Here is a 17,748-nt window from a genome sequence, read left to right as displayed (position 1 = left end):
GGACAAGCAGGTCAGGAGACGGCGGCTGCGGTCACTCCGTTGACCACGTGACCGTCGTGGAGCTCGACGAGCCGGTCGGCCCGCTCCATCAGGATCGGGTCGTGCGTGGAGACGACCGCGGCGATCCCCCGCTCGTGGGTCAGCTCGGAGAGCAGGTCCATGATCGTGGCCGCGGTGTCGGAGTCCAGCTGCCCGGTCGGCTCGTCGGCGATGAGGATCTGGGGGTCGCTGACAAGGGCTCGGGCGATGCCGACGCGTTGCTGCTGACCACCGGAGAGCTCATAGGGCCGTTGCGTCCCGTGCTTGCCCAGCGACACCTTGTCCAGGGCCTTGGCCACACGCTCAGCCCGCTCACCGACCGGGGTGTTCTTGAGTCGCAGCGCGACCTCGACGTTCTCGGCGGCCGACAGCACCGGCACCAGCCCGAAGCTCTGGAAGATGTGGCCCACCATCTCCCGGCGGACCGCCAGCACGTCGTTCTCCTTCATCTCCGAGAGCACCTGCCCGTCGCCGAGCAGCACCCGGCCCGAGCTCGGGCGGTCCAGCCCGCCGAGGATGTTGAGCAGTGTCGTCTTGCCGGAGCCGGAGGGCCCCCGCACGACGGTCAGCTCGCCCGGGTGCACCTCGACGTCGACATCGACGAGCGCGTGCACCTCGGCAGCACCCTTGCCGAACGTCCGGGACACCTGCTCGGCCTTGATCAGATAGTCGCTCACTGGTCCTCCTTCGGCGGGCGGAACGCGGCGTTGGGGTCCTTGTCCTCGACCGGCGGCCGGTGCCCCACTGCGGTGGCACCACCAGAACCGGTATGCCGAGTGGCCGGCTTCTCGTCCGCACGCTCGGTGGCTGCGGGGTCGGCCCCGTCGGACGACTCGCTCGCAGGTGTGGGTGTGGCCGCAGGCGTGGGTGCGGCCGGGTGCGGGGCCACCGACCGGTTCGGCTCCGGCTCGACTGGGTGGTGCGGTTCCGGCTCGACCGGGTGGTGCCGCTCGGCGTCCGGCCAGACGCCCACGTGATCCTGTTCGAGCTCCAGGCGCACCCGGTCGCGCAGGTCCAGCTCGGTCATGTAGCCGCTGGGCAGCTGCATCCGGCCGGCCCGGTCGATGACGGTGTACTCCTGCGCCACCAGGTGCTCCACGCCGTGCTCGTCGACCTCGGTGTGCCGCAGGACCTCGGTGGAGGTCCGGCCGTCCCGGATCTGGACGGTGCGTCGCACGTGGTCGGCGATGGTCGGGTCGTGGGTCACGATCAGCACGGTGACACCGAGCTTCTCGGAGGCGTCCCGCATCGACTCCAGCACGATCTCGGACATCGCGTCGTCGAGCTCACCGGTCGGCTCGTCGGCGAGCAGGACGCTCGGGTTGTTGGCCACCGCCGTGGCGATCGCGACGCGCTGCTGCTGGCCACCGGACATCTCCGCGGGGCGCCGGTCGCGCACGTCGGAGACGTCGAGCAGGTCGAGCAGTTCGCCGACCCGCTCCCGGCGCTCCCGGGCGTTGCTGATGAGCAGGGGCAGCGCGACGTTCTCGGCGGCGGTGAGGAAGGGCATCAGGTTGCGGGAGGTCTGCTGCCACACGAACCCGACCGTGTGCCGCTGGTAGTTGACCCGCTGCTGACGGGTCATCGATCCCAGGCCGACACCGGCGACCGTGGCCCGGCCACCGGTCGGCTTGTCCAGTCCGGAGAGGATGTTGAGCAGGGTCGACTTGCCCGACCCCGAGGCACCGACCAGGGCAACGACGTCGCCGGGCTCGACACGCAGGTTGAGGCCCTGCAGGGCCTGGATCTCCACGCCCTCGGTCGAATAGATCCGGACCAGGTCCTCGCACAGGATGTCGGGGCCGCCGTGGTCGCGGGTGGCGATGCTGTTCAGCGCGGTGGATGTGCTCATGCTGACTCCTTGTGGTCCCGCGCGGGCCTCCGGGGGAGCGCGGTGGGTGTGGTCATCTGGGCTGCGCCCTTCGTCATCGCATGCCTACCTCTCCTCGCCCCTGCGGAGCTGGTCGACCAGATCGGCCCGACCGGACATCGCCGCGGACACCGCGATCGCGATGGCGACCGTCACCAGGATGCCCAGGATCACCGGGCCCAGCACCATCCAGTCGAGGGACAGGGTCGGTTGCGTGGACCCGCCGGTGAGACCGGTCAGGCTGATGGCCCGCAGCAGCAGCCAGGGCACGAGCACGCCCAGGCCGGCCCCCACGACGAAGGCCATCGCCACCAGCGGGCCGAGCTCCCAGGAGGTCAGGGCACGGGCCTGCCGCTGGCTGAGACCGAGGGTGCGCAGGACGGTGAACAGCGAAGTCCGCGCCGCGGCGCCCATCAGCTGCACGAAGATGACGGCGAGCACCGTCAGCAGGGTCGTGGCGACGACGGCAGCGGCGAAGAACCAGAGCATCGAGCCGGTGACGGGCGACTCCTGGAAGGTGGAGAGCTTCTCCTGAGGAGTCTCGGCCAGGGCGTTGGGGATGGCCTCGTTGAGCGCGGCCACCAGATCCTCGTTCTGGGTCGGGTCGCTGGCGGACACCAGCACCACGTCGGCGTCGGGCACAGTGCCGCCGGTGGCCTCCCACGCCTCCCGGTCCACCACGATGAAGGCCCCGCGGGTGCGGACCCCGGGCAGCCCGTCGACGTGACTGATGACCTCGACCTCCCCGCGACCGTCCAGGGTCCCGGTGCCCGAGTCGGCCTCGAAGGTGCCGCCGCTGATCACGGGCGTGACCGACGACCCGGAGAACAGCTCCTCGGGCAGCGGGTCCAGAGGCGTGTCGGCCCAGACCTCCTGGAGCGCGTCCTCCACGAGGTAGACGGTCAGGCCACGTGCGGTGAGCTCGCCGGTGAGGTCGTGGTTCTGCGCGGCGGTCCCGACGACCGAGATCTGCTCCACGCCCTCGACCTCACGGACGGGCTGGAGGTCCTCCTCGCTCCAGGACGGGCCGGAGAGGCGCACGCCGGCACCGGCCGACTGCCAGGCCGCCTGTTCCGCACCGCTGCTGATGGTGGAGGACAGCACGGAGGACAGGACCGCCACCGAGACGCCGAGGATGACCGCAAGGGCGGGCACCATGCCGCCCGCGGGGTCGCGCACCGCTCGCGCCGCACCCAGGAAGTTGGTCAGGCCCCGCCGGCGGCGGAAGAACGCCATCAGCGTGTGCACCGGGGCGGGGTAGAGCCGCAGGGTGATCACGCAGGCGGCCAGGGCGAGCAGGATGGGCGTGGCCGCCATCAGCACGTCCACGCCGGTGTCCACGTTCACGGCGACCGTCTCCTCGCCGGTGGCCGCAGATGTCTCCGCGACGCCGGTGAGTCCCCGGTCGAACAGGCGCCACACCGCCAGCCCGGCGAGGGCCAGCACCACGACCTCGATGAGGACCCGGACGCGGCTGGCGCCCTTGCTGCTGAGGTCGCGCCGGCTGCTGCGGGACTCTGTGCTGGTGGTCAGGGCCAGCAGTCCCGCGGGGGCCAGCCCGATCAGCACGACCGGGACCCACTCGGTCCAACCGCTGGAGGTGGAGTTGACCAGGTCTGCCGCGTAGTGCCCCGCCACGGCGGCCGGGATCCCCAGGGCCAGCCCCTCCAGGAACATGCCACCGCGCACCTGGGCCGGGGACCCGCCCCGGGCGGTCGCGAGCGCCAGGGCCTGCTGCCGGCGGGAGGTGATGAGTCGTGCCGCCAGGGCAAACACGGCCAGCGCCACGCCGATCGGCCCGGCGGCCACGACGGCGAGCATGGACGCCGTCGCCCGCTGCTGCTGGGAGAGGTCCTCGAAGGTGCTGAGCACCTCGGCGCCGAAGGTGGTCTGGATCGGTGGGGTGGCCAGGTTGACGTCGGGCGAGTTGAAGGTGGTGTTGAAGCCCTCCTCCGAGTCCGGCAGTCGGATGTCCTGCTGGGTCGAGCTCATCTGGATGAGCTGGGCGGTCACCGCGTCCACCTGGTCACCCGGGACGGCGCTGCCGTCCAGCGGGTAGAAGAGGTTCATGTTGTTGTTGGTGATCGCGCCGGTCGATCCCGGGTTCTCCGGGGGCAGGTATGCCGTCACGAACCCCATCAGGCCTTTGTTGCCGGAGAAGATCTCCCCCACCGAGGTCGAGTTGGGCATGTGCGCCCAGCGTGGGTCCTCGGGGTCCGTCGGCGTGAAGGTGCCGGTGATGAGGAAGTCCTGGTACTCGTCCCCGGCCTCCAGGTTGAGCCGCTGCGCGGCTTCGTCCAGCAGCAGCACCTGGACCGGTCCGCTGGCGGTGCCTTCTGCGATGTCCTCGGCCAGCAGCTGCGGGCTCTCGTTGAGGACCATCTCCGGCCACTCCCCGGAGACCAGCTCGACGTGCTCCTCCAGGTGGGGGTCCACCCGCTGCTGGATATAGACCTCCGCGTACTCGGTGCCCTCCGGGGGGATCCGCGCCGTGTCGTTCTTGCCCAGCTCGATGAAGAAGTCGCCCTCCTGCAGCATCGAGCGCAGCGGCTCGGGCTGGTCCTGACGCACCGCCTCCAGGCCGTCGAAGACCGGTCCCCAGGTGTCCTCTGCCGAGGTGTACTCCCGGTCTGGCTCCGGCACGATCGTCGCGGTCCAGAAGGCCGTCATGTCGCGCTGCTGGGCCGACAGTGCCTCCACCTGGTAGGGCACCTGCCGACTGTTCATGTCCAGGATGTAGCGGGGCCAGAGGGTCGAGGCCGCAGCCACGAGCGCGACGAGCAGGGCGAGCAGCAGGGAGGGCCACGGGTCGGCGAGGAACTGCTTGCGCAGCACGCCCAGGCGACCGGGCAGACGGGGCGTGGAGTGACGGCTCACCGGATCTCCTCCCGATACTCGTGGTCCAGCGCCTGGCCCCGCACCGTCGTGTAGAGGACCAGGAGCAGCAGCAGGAGCACGGCCACCAGCGCACCGATCAGGCCCGCCCACAGGGGCACCTCGAGGGCCAGGGGTGCCGGGAGCTCGGCCTGGCCGGCCAGCGTCGTGCTGCGGGACAGCTCGGGCACGACGAGCCAGCTCACCAGCCACCCGGCCACCAGGCCCAGGCCGATGGAGGCCACCACCACGGCGAGCAGCTCGGCGGCGCGGGCCCGCGCCTGGCCGCCGGGGGTCATGCCGAGGGCCCGCAGCACCGAGACCTCAGCGCGCCGCACCCGCAGCAGGTTGGCGGCGACGGCACCGATGCCGGTCACCGCCAGGAGCACGGCACCGGCCGAGGCCACCCAGAAGACCAGGCGGACGGCGCTCGCGGCGTCGGTGACGGACACCTCGCCCGGGCCCGTCGCGGAGGCGACGGCCGGCAACTCCCGGACACCGGCGAGCGCCGTGTCGGGGTCGCTGCTGCTGGCCCACAGCTGGTTCGGTCGCGGGAGGCTGTCGCCGGCGTCCGTGAGGTGCTGGCTCAGGGCCGCGCTGTCCATGAGGGCGCTGTGCGGAGCGGTCGATCCCGGCACGGCGGTCACGATCGCCGCCACCTGCCCCGGGATGTTGCCGCCGAAGGCCTGCACGGTGATGGGCATCCCCACCTCGAAGTTGCCGGTCTCGGCCAGGGAGTGGGTGATCGCGACCGGCACGGTGCCGTCGGCAGCCGTCGGCGCCTGCTCGTCACTCCCGTCGGAGGTGGCTGGATCCCCGTCAGAGGTGGTCGGACTCCCCTCAGTGGTGGCCGGGCCAGGGTCGCCGGTGACAGCGGTATCTGCGTCCTGGGTGCTCTCGGCCTGCTCCGATCCGTCCGGTCCGGCCGGGGTGGCGGAGCCCATCGCGGTGATCCCGGGGGCCTGAAGCGGCACGACGGCGACATCGTCGGACGCGCCCGGGCGACCACTGACACCACTGGCCTCCACGCCGGTGGTGACGGTCAGTGCGAGCCCCTCCGGCCCCTGGGAGAGCGTTCCCGCCGTCGGCGGGGCAACATAGGCGCCCTGCTCCGGGTCAAAGTCCGGCAGCTCACCCGGGATGGGGGTCTCCCAGCCGTCCACGGCCGGATCTGCCAGCAGGTCCGTCCCGGCACCGTCCCCGCCACTGGTGGTGAGTCCGGTCAGGGTGAGGTCCAGGTCATACAGTGAGGCGGTCAGGGCGTTGGTGGACAGATTCCCGCCCGCCTGTTGGAACCCGAGGTCGATCGCCACCAGACTGCGACCCGGGCCGGCCTCGACCGGCACCTGGATCTGTCCCGTGGAACTGAGGGGAGCGGCGTCCACGGAGGGGGCCTGCGGCGGGTCGCTCACCTCGTCGGGGCGCTCGCTGAGGGTGACGTCGAACTCGATCGGAATCGGCTCCCCGCGGACGCTGACCAGGCTCGTGCTGGCCTCATCCCAGAACCACAGGATCGGGGTCACCTCCCGACCGGACATGAACGGGCGCACGATGTCGTGCACCTGGCTCCAGGCGATCTCCTCGATCGACTCGGGTGGCGGAGGGTCGTCGGTGAAGTCGGGCCCGAACTGCTCGTGGGTCCAGTCGTAGGTCTGGGTGATCGCGGCCTGGAGTGCCTCCACGTCGTGCGGGGATGCGGTCATCTCGACCGTCAGGTCCAGGGCGGTGGTCGCCTCCGGCAGTGGGATGGCGCCCTCGGGTTTGGTCGGACCGCGCAGCGCCTCGGTCACCTCGGGCACGTCCAGCACGCCGTCGGGGACGCTGACAGCCTGACCCAGCTGGTCGACCGGGAGCGCGGTGTAGGCGACGACGTTCTCACCCAGCCGGCCGTCGGACAACCACACCGGTGTGCTGGCGTCGACGCCGTCGACACCGCCCAGGCTCGGCACGCTCGGCAGGGTGGTCTGCGAGACCGGGGCGGAGGTGACCACAGCCCGGATGTCCGCCCCTCGACCCAGGGCTGCCAGGCCCTCGCGCAACTGGGCGGAGGTGCCGGCATACAAGCCTGCGACGGTCGTCGCTCCGACCGCCAGGACGGTCAGCACGACCGGGACGGCATAGACCACGATGCGCCGGGAGACCTGGGCCGAGACCAGGTGGGTGAGCAGGCCGCGGGAGCGGCGACTGATCGTCTCCACGAAGCGGCCCACCGGCCCGAGCACCATGGTGCCGAGCAGGGCGGCGGCGGCGAGCAGGAGAGCCGGGGCCGCGCCGGCGACCAGGTCGGTGCGCAGGCTGCCGTCGGCGTTGGTGACCAGGGGCGAGCCGTAGCGGTTGAGCTGCCACCAGGAGATCGCGGCGGCACCCAGGGTGAGCACGATCGTGCCGAGGGCCGCGGCGGCGCGCGTGCGGCCCGAGCGGTCCGTCGCGGTGCGGGCGGACAGCGTGCGGACCTGCAGCACCGCGACGACCACCAGGGCGGCAACCACGGCCACACCCGCTGCGATACCGGTCCGGATCACGGTGCCCGTCTGCAGGCTTCCCGCCGGGACCAGTTGCATCACCCCCAGGGCGGTCGCCGTGCCCAGGGCGGCGGCGAGCACAGCCACGGCCACGGACTCGACGATCGACCAGGTTAACAACTGACCGCGGGACGCGCCGCGGGCCACCATCAGCTCGACCTCGCCGGAGCGTGCCTCGGCCTGGAGCCGGGCGATCTGCACGATGGCGATCAGGCTGACGAGGAGCAGCAGGGTGACCGGCACCAGGTTGAGGGCGCGTGCCGTGGCCAGGTTCCGCGAGGCAGCCCCGGCGGTCGGGGCCAGGTCACCCTCGACGGTGACGCCGCGGACCTCCACCTCCGGGGTGCGCAACGAGCTGTCCAGGGCACCGGCGACCGCGGCCAGACGGGGCATGTCGGCGGGGAGCACCCGCTCGGCGTCGGGCTGGACGGTGAACTGGACGAAGGGCGTGTCCCCGAAGTGAGTGGTGTCGGTCTCGGGGACGACGAGCGGCCCCATCTGTGCGTCGGCACTGCCGCCCTCGATCATCGGGTCGCCGAACCAGAACGCCTCCTGGGCATCGACCGGCCGCCAGGTCGCGCTGATCTGGACCGTGGTGCCGCCGACGTCCAACTGGTCGCCGACGCCGACCTCCCACTGGGCGGCGGCGCCCTCGTGCAGTGCACCCTGGACCGCCTCGGAGTCGTCGGCCTGCGGCCAGGAACCCTCGACCACCTCGATGCGGTCGGCGAAGTTCGGGTCGTCCGGGGTCAGTGCTGGACCGGCCATCACGACCAACTTGCCGTCGTGGTCGGCGACCGATCGCGGCTCGGAGACGACTGTGCGCTGGATGAGTACGTCGGTCGGGCTGAACTCCTCACGAATGATCCGCTCGGCCTCTGCGGCCTGCCGGGCGGGATCCTCCGCCAGCCGGGTCTGCACGCGGATTCCGGCCTCCGTGGGGTCCGGGGCGCTCAGTGCCTGCCGGGCGGCGGTGGTGGCGGCGGCCTCGGAGTAGCCGAGGGTGCCGGCGATGATGGCGGTCGTTCCGGCGACCAGCACCAAGATGGTGAGGAGCAGGCCGAAGCCGGCACGGGCGCGCTTGACGATCAGCGCAACAACGCCCATGGATGTCCCTCTCCCTGCCGTGCCCTCATGCCAGTCGACCCCACGACCCAGAGTGACTGTGACATGCACGGACGTGCCATGCAACGACTTTACTCAACCGTTGCCCATTCGTGATCCGGGTCATCGGCGGCCCCTCGGGCCGCACGACGCGCCGTCCGACAGGGTCCCGTCCTCGACGGGCGGTGCAGGCACCCGTGAGAGGATCAGCGGCGTTCCAGCACACCGATCAGGACCTCCCGCACAGTGACCTCGCCCTCTCCCACACTTGCCCGGAACCTGCGACACGATGTCGAGGGACTCCGGGCGATCGCGGTTGGCACAGTGCTGCTCTACCACCTGCACACCCCCGGGATCTCGGGCGGCTTCGCGGGAGTCGACGTCTTCTTCGTGATCTCCGGTTTCCTGATCACCTCGGCGCTGCTGCGTGAGGTGCAACGCACCGGCACGGTCTCGATCGTCAACTTCTATGCCCGACGGGCCCGCAGGCTACTTCCCGCGGCGTCGGTGGTGATCCTGTTCACCTTGGTGGTCGGGTGGTTCGTGCTGCCGGCGAGTTCTCGGTCCAACCTGCTCACTGATGTCTTCGGATCGACCCTGTACGTTGTCAACTGGGTCCTCTCCTCGCGGTCGGTCGACTACCTGGCTGAGGGGTCCGGCGTCTCCCCGCTGCAGCACTACTGGTCGCTGTCCGTGGAGGAGCAGTTCTACCTCGTCTGGCCCCTGATGATCCTGATCGCCGTGGTTCTGGCCGCACGCTTCCGCCTCCGGGTGGTCCGCACCATGCTGCTGCTCCTGTCGTTACTCGGGGTGGCCTCGCTGGTGTGGTCGGTCGTGCTGACCTCCACCGACCCGGCCACGGCCTACTTTGTGACCACGACCCGGCTCTGGGAGTTGGCGGCCGGGGCCGTGCTGGCCTTTGCCGTGCCTTGGCTAGCGGGTCTGTCCAGGCTGGTCGCCCAGCAGGCCGTGGCGGCCGGCCTGGCCATGATCCTGGTGTCGGTGACCCTCTATGACCAGAGCACACCCTGGCCGGGCTCGGCCGCGATCCTGCCGGTTCTTGGCGCGGTCCTGGTCATCGCCGCTGGTGTCCCAGGCCACCCCACCGTGGTGGGCCGTCTCCTCAGCCTGCCCCCGATGGTGTGGATCGGCGGACTGTCCTACGCGATCTACCTGTGGCACTGGCCCCTGGTCGTTCTCGCCGAGGCGCAGTGGGGAGAACTGGGCGCTCCGGTTCTGGTGGGTCTCGGCGTCTTGTCGATCCTGCTGGCCTGGGCCACCAAGGTCCTGGTCGAGGACCCCATCCGCTTTCGCACGTCGCTGACCTCCCGGCCGTGGCGTTCGCTGGCGATGGGCGGCCTGACCATGGCAGTGATCTGCGGAGTGACCGGTGCGGCCTGGGTCAGCCGCCCGAGCCTGGAGGACGCCGTCACGACTCCGGGAGCGGCCGCACTGGTCGCTGACCCGGACGCTTCCACGTGGCAGCGGATCGAGGATCCGAGCACGGCCTACACACGCACCGGTCCGCTTCAACCCGATCCCGCCCTCGCCCGGGACGACATCCCCAGCTACTACGACGACGAGTGCCAGATCGCCCAGGGCGAGCCCGACCCGGATCCAGACTGTGTCTACGGCGTCCCCGGGGCAGAGACCGAGGTCGTGCTCTGGGGTGACTCCAAGCTCGGGCAGTACTTTGCCGGGTACGACGCGATCGCCAAGGAGGAGGGGTGGCGACTGACGACCTACCTCAAGTCCTCCTGCGCGGCCACCGTCGCCGGCCACCACATGGAGGACTGCAACCAGTTCGGGCGCACGGTTGTCGACACCCTGGTGACGCAGGAGGACCCGCCCCACCTGGTGATCATGAACTCCGGCAGTGGTCCGAAGCCGGAGCTCCTGGAGGGCATGATCACTGCCGCCACCGCGCTGCAGGACGCCGGCATCCCCGTGCTGGTGATGATGGACAACTCGTCACCAGGGAAGGAGATCTACGAGTGCGCCGCGGAGAATCTCGACGACCTGCGAGCGTGTGACTTCCCCCTCGATGAGCCCCAGGGCGGCCAGTTGATGACCTCGCTGTCTGAGGCGACTGGCGCCGTGCTCCTCGACCCGCGGGAGTGGATCTGCCCGGACGACGCTGTGTGTCCCGTGGCGATCGGAGGGCAGCTGATCTATCGACAGGGCAGCCACATCACCGACACCTACGCTCGCTCGCTGACGCCGTTCCTTTATCGGCAACTGAGCAGCCTGGGCTTTACGCAGGCGACCGCTCAGGAGATCGAGCTGGACGACGTGCCGCAGCGCGACAGCGAGTAGTCTCGACGCCGTGTCTGATCTGAGAGCCTGGGGCGGTCGTGTGCGTCGGGGTCTCGGCGCGCTCGCCCGCAGGACCGGCCGGCAGAGTCCGACGGAACCGGAGGGCCAGCAGCCGGCATCCGAGTCGCCCTCGGCGGACCATCCGGCCGCGCCCGCAGATCAGCCGGCCCCTTCGGCCGAGCCCACACCACCTCCGCCGCCGACCGAGGACCAGCTCACGGCCCGGCGGCTCAAGAGGCTCAGCGACGCCGGAGAGCACGAGCAGGCCCTGGCCCTGGCCGAGCAGGAGTTCGCGCGCATCAACGAACAGGACCAGCCCGAGCAGGAGCTGATCAAGCAGGTGCAGGCGACCGCCGCCCAGGCAGGAGCGATCAGTCTGCACATGGCCGTGCTGCGACGCCGCATTGAGCTGTCCCCGCGCAACAAGCTGTTGATCCACCAGTTGCGCATCCAGGAAGGCCGCTGGAAGGAGTCGGAGCCCGGGTGGCTGCCGACGATCGACCCCGACGTGCTGGCCGACCTGCCGCACTCAACCGGCCAGGACAGCACCGACCGGACCCGGACCGGCAAGGTCCTGCACCTGCTCAAGATCGGGGTGCCGCAACGGCAGAGCGGCTACTCGATGCGCAGCATGTACACGCTGATCGGCCAGGCCAGGGCCGGTCTGGATCCGGTGGCGGTGACCGCACTGGACTTCCCCCGCACCATCGGCATCGAGGAGGCCCCGGAGGTCGACGAGGTCGGTGGCATCCGCTACGTCCATCTGCTGCGCGACCCGATCCCGGAGAAGGAGACCATCGAGGACTACCTCGGCGCCTACGCAACGGCTCTGGTCCCGGTCGTGGCCGCCGAGGACCCCGACCTGATCCACGTCCACTCCGGCAACCGCGGCACCGAGGCGGCCCTGGTCGCGCTCGCCGTCGGCCGGGCCCTGCACCTGCCCGTCGTCTATGAGGTGCGCGGCTTCTTCGAGGCCCTCTGGACCAAGGACACGGCGTGGGGCGAGCGGGCAGAGCTCTATGACCGCAGGATCGCCGCCTCCGTCTGGGCGCAGCAGCAGGCGGCGTCGGTCGTCACGCTGAGCGAGTCGATGAAGAACGACATCGTGTCCCGCGGCATCGATGCCGCACACGTGCACGTCGTCCCCAACGGCGTGGACCCGACGGCGTTCGTGCCGCGCGAGCGGGACCGGGCGCTGACCGAGCAGCTCGGGCTGACCGACCGGTTCACCTTCGGCTACGTGTCCAACCTGGACCACCACCGGGAGGGCCAGGAGCTGCTGATCGACGCCGCGCTGGAGCTGCGCCGTCGCGGCGTGCCGGCCACCGCCCTGATCGTCGGGGAGGGGAGTCGTCGCGAGCTGCTGGAGCAGCACGCCGATGACGTCGGCGCAGGCGAGGCCGTCCTGTTCACCGGGCGCATCCCGCACGACCAGGTCGGCGACTACTACGCCCAGCTGGACGTCTTCGTGATCCCCCGCATCGACGAGCGGGCTGCCCGTCTGGTGACACCCCTCAAGCCCTACGAGGCGATGGCCCTCGGCATCCCGCTGGTGGTCTCCGACCTGCCTGCGCTGCAGGAGATCACCGGCGACGGCCAGCGCGGTGAGACCTTCCGGACCGGGGACGCGATCTCGTTGGCCGACGTGCTGGAGGGACTGGCCGCCGACCCGGGGCGGCGAGCGGAGCTGGCGGCCGGTGCGCGGGACTGGGTGCTCAACCACCGCACGTGGGCGCACAACGAGCAACGCTATGCGGCGGTCTACGACGCCGTGCTGGGGTCCAGCAACTGACGGTAGACCCCGTCCACGGAGTCGGTGATGCGGCTCCAGTCCCGTTCTCGGGCAACCCAGTCGCGGGCTGCGGCACCCAGCCTGGCCCGTTGGCCGGGGTCGTCCAGCAGCTCACCGAGCACCCGTGCGAGGTCATCGGCGTCGCCCTTGGCGAACAACCGGCCGGTCACCCCGTCCTGGACGATCTCGGCCAGTGCCGCCACATCGGAGGCCACCACTGCCTTGCGCATCGCCATCGACTCGAACGGCTTGATCGGCGAGATCATCTCGCAGACCGGCAGCGGCTTGCGGGGGAACGGGGTGATGTCCACCAGGCTGAGGTAGTCCTCGACCTCCTCGTGCGGGACCCGGCCGGTGAAGGTGATGAGGTCACCGACGCCCAGCTCCTCCACGACCATGTGCAGCTTGCGCTCGTAGGCACCGTCCCCCACGACCAGGAGGTGGAAGTCGTCGCGCTGCTCGCGCAGCCGGACGAGGGCCTCGAACAACAGGTCCAGCCCCTCGTAGTGGACCAGCCCACCGAGATAGCCGATCACCTGCTTGTCGGCCAGTCCCAGCCGTTCGGCCAGCCCCTGGTCGCGCTCGCGGGGGGTGAAGCGGTCGACGTCGACCCCGTTGGGCACCACCGTGATCCGGGAGGGGTCCACACCCATGCGCTCCATCTCGCGCCCCAGGGCGTGCGTGATCACCAGCAGGGCATCGGCCTCCCGGGCGACCGTGGCCTCCAGCAGGTCCAGGTAGTGGTGGCGCGGAGATCCGGTGAACAGCGGCAGCCGGGCTCCCTCCAGCAGCTGCTTCAGCCCCCGCATCTCGTAGACGAACGGGACCCCCAGCTCACGGGCGGCCGTCAGACCGGCCATCCCCACGTCATACAGGCTGGAGGCGTGGATCAGGCTGGCCCGCTTCTCCCGGGCGAGTCCGACGATCCCGGCGGCTCCCTGGGTGACATAGGGCGTCAACGGGACCCGCGGGTAGTGGCGGACCCCGTCGGTGAGCAGCCGGTGGTAGGGGATGCCGTCGACCACGTCCACGGGTGGCGGGACACGCTCGTCGTCGGCCTGCCACCACTGGTCGAAGGGGAAGCCGAGCCGGGTCACGGCGGTGACCTGCCAGCCCCGCTCGGCGAGGGAGGTGAGTATGCCGTGTGACCGGGTTGCGTAGCCACCGGAGCGCAGCGGCAGGGACTGGCCGAGGACCGAGAGCACGGAGCGGGTGTCGAGGTCGGCCGGCGCGGTGGCACGCACCGGGGGTTCCCAGGGATGGGCCAGGAGGTGCTCCTCGTCGGCGGCCTCCGCGAGCAGTGCCCGGGTCGTCTCCTGCGGTGAGTCCCCGTCGACACGGCCGGCGGCCTCTGCCGCGAGGGCGGTCCACCCGTGGCCCGCCGCGTGCCGCGAGAGCCAGCGCCAGGCCGCCGCGGAGACACTGTCGAGCGTCTCCTGCGACCAGGTCGGCAGCAGGGCCGCCAGGTCGGCGAACCGGCGGGTCCCGGTGAGCCGGCGGACCAGGTGTGTCGCACCCTCGGGGAGCGCGAGCAGCTCGGCGACGTCAGAGGCCTCGAGCGGACCACCGAGCGCCAGCTCGGACGCGCGGGCCGCGGCGATGAGCGCGTCCGCCCCGGCCAGGGTGACGCCGGGATGGCGGGCTGCTGTGCGGTCGCGCCAGCGCTGGAGGTCCGGCCGGTGGCGGTGGTCGATCTTGGCCAGCGCGGCGATGGTGCGACGCACCTGCGATTCCGTGGCGGGGGTCTGCTGGAGCAGCGCGGTCTGCGCACGGTCGAGGACCGCACGATCGCGGATCTCGCGTGCGGACTGGGCCAGACGCAGGAGGTCGGTTGAGCTGGCCTCGCCACCGGTCAGCAGCGACGTGAGCAGCTCGACGGCACGCGCGTGGTCCTCAGCGCGGAAGGCCGCCACGGCGGTGGTCCGCACCAGCCTCGCCGGCGCATCGGGTGCCAGCTCCTGCTCGAGCAGGGCATGCGCCCGCTGGGGGTCGGTGGAGGTGAGCTGCTCGGCCGCGGCCACCCGCGCATCACGTGACAGGAGCCGGAGCGGGGCGGGGCCGAAGGTGCGGGGCACCTGCCTGGCCAGGGGCAGCAGCGCAGCACGGACGCGCCGGGTCAGTGCGCGCCGGGTCACCATCAGCCGGCTCCCGGGCCGCCGGTGGGGAGCCGGTCGGCCGCACCCTGCGCGGTGTCCTCCGTCATCTCCAGGCTGGTCGCGGGGCCGGGGGGCGCCGTGGGGCCGGGTGGTGCCGTGGGGCCGGGTGGTGCCGTGGGGCCGGGCGGTGTGTCGAGGGCACCGACCTCGGACTGGCCCAGCAGCGCACGCAAGGCTTGCTCCCACACGTCGGCGCGTCGGCGGGCCGAGTGATCCGGGTCGTCCTCGGTGCCCAGCAGCTCCAGCACGGCGGCGGTGCTCTCCCTGGGGCCGACGCACCGGACTCGCCCCAGCAGACCGCTGTCCGCCGCGGCCTCGGGCAGGACACAGGGCAACCCGGCCGCGAGTGCCTCCAGGGTGGCGATCTCGGCGTGCAGGTCCCAGGTGCCGTGGTAGACCCAGACGTCGAGGTGGGACAGGAACTCCCGCAGGGTCATCCCGGTGCCCAGAAAGGACAACCAGGAGGGCGGCGGCAGCTCACGCCTGAGCACCTGGGTCGGGGTCGTCAGTCCGCCCAGCGTGTGCACCTCGACCGACACGTCGCTGGCTTCATCGACCGGGACCGGTGTGAGGGGGTAGGCGCGCCGCAGGGCCTTGGGCCCCCGGGGCCAGCGAGCGACATAGTCCCGCAGGTGATGTCCGATCACCACGGCACCCCCCGTCGTCCGACCGCGCCGGGCGGTGCGCACCCTGGGCCAGTCTGCGCCGGTGACGAGCGTCAAGTCGGCCTCGACCCAGCGGTCGTCCGGGACCTGCACCCGGCAGGCCGAGGGACCGTCGGGCAGTTCGTGCAGGTGAGCGGGTCCGCCCCAGCTGGGAAGTCTCCCGAACAGCTGCTCGCACCGGGAGTCGACGGCGGCCACCGACCACTGGTCCGGGTCCGCCTCATCGGCCAGCACCAGGATCTCCCGGGCCGGCAGGCTCGCCGCGTCGAGGTGGAGCAGGCTGGCCGGGTCGGTCACGACCAGCAGGTCGGTGCCGTCGTCCTCGTGGACGTTGGTGAGCCCGACCCGTCCCAGTCGAGTGTCGTGGGCCAGCGCGCGGCCGGCCGCCTCGCGCTTGCGGGCCACGGGGTGGGGGGACTCGGTGTTCGCCACCGCGGTCGTCAGGCCGGCGTCGGAGGCGGCGCGTGCCACGCCCATGGTCCGCGGTGCGCGGGGCTGGCCGGTGCGCAGGTCGCCCAGCACCACGACCTGCCAGTGAGGCGGACGTGGCGCGGCTGGCCGATTCGGTGCCCACGAGGCACGTGGCAGCGGAAAGGGTCGTGCCGGTGCGTCGGCCAGCGGCAGCCGCGCCTCGAGGCGGCCGGCCCTGATCTGGTCGTGCCACTCCATGTAACTGTCCCGGTAGGCCAGCCGGTCCCACCGGAGCCAGCCCGGGACCGCGTCCGCACGCGAGAGTGAGTTGGACCGCAGCTGAGTGATCGCCAGCGGTGAGGGGTGGCGCAGGTCGCGCACGCTGCCCTCCCGCAGGGCCTGCAACCGGAACGGGAGCTCCATGTCTCCCGACTTGCGGACCGAGTCGAAGTCGCCGACGAGCCGGTGGACCGGCACCCGGTCGAAGAGCAGTGAGCTGGCATTGAGCCGGGCCGCGGGGTAGCCGACGTAGGTCAGCGTCAGGTCCTCGTAGGCGCGCAGCGTCCAGGTCCGGTTGGCCAGCAGCGTGGGGTTCTCCAGCAGGTGCCGCACCTGCAGCTCGATCCGGCGAGGATGGGTCCAGTCGTCGCTGTCCTGGAAGGTCATCCACCGGCCACGCGCGATGGTGAGAGCGAGGTTGCGGGCCTGGTAGGTGCCCCCGTTGCGGGGGGCCCGGACGATCCGGACCCGGGAGTCGAGTGACTCGGCCTGCGCCAACAACTCCTCGGCGCCCTCCGGCGAGGCGTCGTCCACGACCAGCAGCTCGAGATTGCGCCAGGTCTGCTCCAGCACCCCGCGCACGGCGAGCAGCAGGTCCCGGTCCGGCCGGAATGCCGACATCACGACGGTCACCAGCTCCCCGTCGACCTGCTCCTCCGTGGGGGCGGCGAGTCGTTGATAGGGGTTCTGGTCAGGGGTGGGCGGGAGCAGGCGCACCGGCTCCAGCCCGTCGGCGTCGAGGATCTCGTTCAGGACCGTGAGCCACCGGTCCTCGGCCGCCGAGAGGCCCTCGGACGGCTCCTCCGCCCCGGGACGGTGCGGGTTCAGCAGGTCGCTGCGCAGGGACCACCGGTCGAGCGACTTCAGCGGCACCCCTGGGTCGTTCAGCAGCGTCTCGAGCTCCTCCCGACGGTCGGTCCGCACGAGGAGCTGCGCGTAGAGCGTGGCGATCTCCGCACGTTGCGAGCCCACCCCCTCGCGGGCCACGATCGCATCGAGCAGCTCCAGCCCGCGAGTGTGTGCGTCCGGTGTCCCGGAGAGGGCGACGAGCCGGGCGAACGCCGCGTCCTGGCCGGCCGCGCGGAGCACCTCGGGGGCCAAGGGGCTGCGCGTGCGGATCGCGAAGGCCGTGTAGGGCTCGATGCGATCGGGACGAAGCCCCTCGGCCAGTCGGGCGACCAGGTCGTTGGTGGTGTCCGCACCCATCAGGACGGCCGGTTCCCCTCCATGTCGCGGCGGTCGGCCAGCATGTCGAGGAGCTCCACGCGGGTGCGTTCGGTGCTGGCGACCAGGCGGGAGCTGAGGGCGTCGACGCGCTGCTCCAGGTCCACGATGTGGGCGGTGACCTGCGCACTGTTGTCCTTGGGCCGCTTGGGCGGCCGGGAGCCCCAGGGGCCGATCACGGCCAGGGTGGTCCCCAGGTGGAGCAGGACCAGCCCGATGGTGACGGCGAGCCACCAGGTCAGGACGGCCGCCACGATGGTCAGTGCCCCCACCAGGCCGAGCGCGGTCAGGACCGCCGCTGACGGGATGCGGCCGAGGATCCGTCCGGCCGATCGCCCCTTGGCCGTCGACCTCGTGGGTGTTGGCCTCGTGGGTGTCGGCGTGGCTGATGACCCCGTGGCTGATGACATTGCGCGGTCGCCTCGCTTCTGGTCGGTCGGGCGGGTCCCGCCAGGCCCGCGGCACTCTGGCGACCAAGCATGCCACGTGCTCGCCG

The 17,748-nt window shown here is 71.5% G+C and carries 9 protein-coding genes; 2 read left to right on the top strand and 7 right to left on the bottom strand.

The window, feature by feature from the left end; all coding sequences use genetic code 11:
• Positions 1-11: 11 nt before the first annotated feature.
• The 4 genes from DPQ65_RS13850 to DPQ65_RS13835 form a co-directional block, all read right to left on the bottom strand.
• Positions 12-716, bottom strand: a complete 705-nt coding sequence (locus DPQ65_RS13850; RefSeq protein WP_114907944.1) for an ABC transporter ATP-binding protein — start codon at positions 714-716, stop codon at positions 12-14.
• Entirely contained in the window at positions 713-1,891 is a 1,179-nt protein-coding gene (locus tag DPQ65_RS13845; RefSeq protein ID WP_114907943.1) for an ATP-binding cassette domain-containing protein, read from the bottom strand. Before DPQ65_RS13845 ends, DPQ65_RS13850 begins: the two co-directional genes overlap by 4 nt.
• Positions 1,892-1,975: 84 nt before the next feature.
• Positions 1,976-4,786 carry an ABC transporter permease gene (locus tag DPQ65_RS16360; RefSeq protein WP_114907942.1) on the bottom strand — a complete coding sequence of 937 codons (2,811 nt, stop codon included), beginning with the start codon at positions 4,784-4,786 and terminating at the stop codon, positions 1,976-1,978.
• Positions 4,783-8,412 carry an FtsX-like permease family protein gene (locus tag DPQ65_RS13835; protein WP_114907941.1) on the bottom strand — a complete coding sequence of 1,210 codons (3,630 nt, stop codon included), beginning with the start codon at positions 8,410-8,412 and terminating at the stop codon, positions 4,783-4,785. Before DPQ65_RS13835 ends, DPQ65_RS16360 begins: the two co-directional genes overlap by 4 nt.
• Positions 8,413-8,655: 243 nt before the next feature.
• On the opposite strand from DPQ65_RS13835, the gene DPQ65_RS13830 reads away from it, so the two are divergent.
• Together DPQ65_RS13830 and DPQ65_RS13825 are read left to right on the top strand one after the other, a co-directional pair.
• The gene (locus DPQ65_RS13830; protein WP_162802247.1) at positions 8,656-10,725 is read left to right on the top strand and encodes an acyltransferase family protein; all 2,070 of its coding nucleotides are present in this window, start codon (positions 8,656-8,658) and stop codon (positions 10,723-10,725) included.
• Between the two features lie 10 nt (positions 10,726-10,735).
• On the top strand, positions 10,736-12,517 hold the full coding sequence (locus DPQ65_RS13825; protein WP_162802246.1) for a glycosyltransferase family 4 protein: 1,782 nt from the start codon (positions 10,736-10,738) through the stop codon (positions 12,515-12,517).
• Here the strand turns inward: DPQ65_RS13825 and DPQ65_RS13820 are convergent.
• Genes DPQ65_RS13820 through DPQ65_RS15755 form a run of 3 tightly spaced genes read right to left on the bottom strand, consistent with a single transcriptional unit; the run spans position 12,487 to position 17,662 of the window.
• Positions 12,487-14,655 carry a glycosyltransferase family 4 protein gene (locus tag DPQ65_RS13820; RefSeq protein WP_114907938.1) on the bottom strand — a complete coding sequence of 723 codons (2,169 nt, stop codon included), beginning with the start codon at positions 14,653-14,655 and terminating at the stop codon, positions 12,487-12,489. The two genes, DPQ65_RS13825 and DPQ65_RS13820, sit on opposite strands and share 31 nt — an antisense overlap.
• Positions 14,655-17,234, bottom strand: a complete 2,580-nt coding sequence (locus DPQ65_RS13815) for a glycosyltransferase family 2 protein (RefSeq protein ID WP_162802245.1) — start codon at positions 17,232-17,234, stop codon at positions 14,655-14,657. The genes DPQ65_RS13820 and DPQ65_RS13815 overlap by 1 nt, the downstream gene beginning before the upstream one ends.
• Entirely contained in the window at positions 17,234-17,662 is a 429-nt protein-coding gene (locus DPQ65_RS15755; RefSeq protein WP_162802244.1) for a hypothetical protein, read from the bottom strand. The genes DPQ65_RS13815 and DPQ65_RS15755 overlap by 1 nt, the downstream gene beginning before the upstream one ends.
• Positions 17,663-17,748 lie beyond the last annotated feature (86 nt).

Source organism: Ornithinimicrobium murale (genome assembly GCF_003352835.1).
GTDB lineage: Bacteria > Actinomycetota > Actinomycetes > Actinomycetales > Dermatophilaceae > Ornithinicoccus > Ornithinicoccus muralis.
The sequence above is the reverse complement of the archived record's forward strand: the minus strand, read 5'-3'. Positions and strand labels throughout refer to the sequence as shown.

Coding starts and splice junctions, on each gene's coding strand:
- DPQ65_RS13845 (WP_114907943.1), bottom strand. CDS start 1,891: ATGAGCACATCCACCGCGCTGAACAGCATCGCCACCCGCGACCACGGC.
- DPQ65_RS13835 (WP_114907941.1), bottom strand. CDS start 8,412: ATGGGCGTTGTTGCGCTGATCGTCAAGCGCGCCCGTGCCGGCTTCGGC.
- DPQ65_RS13820 (WP_114907938.1), bottom strand. CDS start 14,655: ATGGTGACCCGGCGCGCACTGACCCGGCGCGTCCGTGCTGCGCTGCTG.
- DPQ65_RS13815 (WP_162802245.1), bottom strand. CDS start 17,234: ATGGGTGCGGACACCACCAACGACCTGGTCGCCCGACTGGCCGAGGGG.
- DPQ65_RS15755 (WP_162802244.1), bottom strand. CDS start 17,662: ATGTCATCAGCCACGGGGTCATCAGCCACGCCGACACCCACGAGGCCA.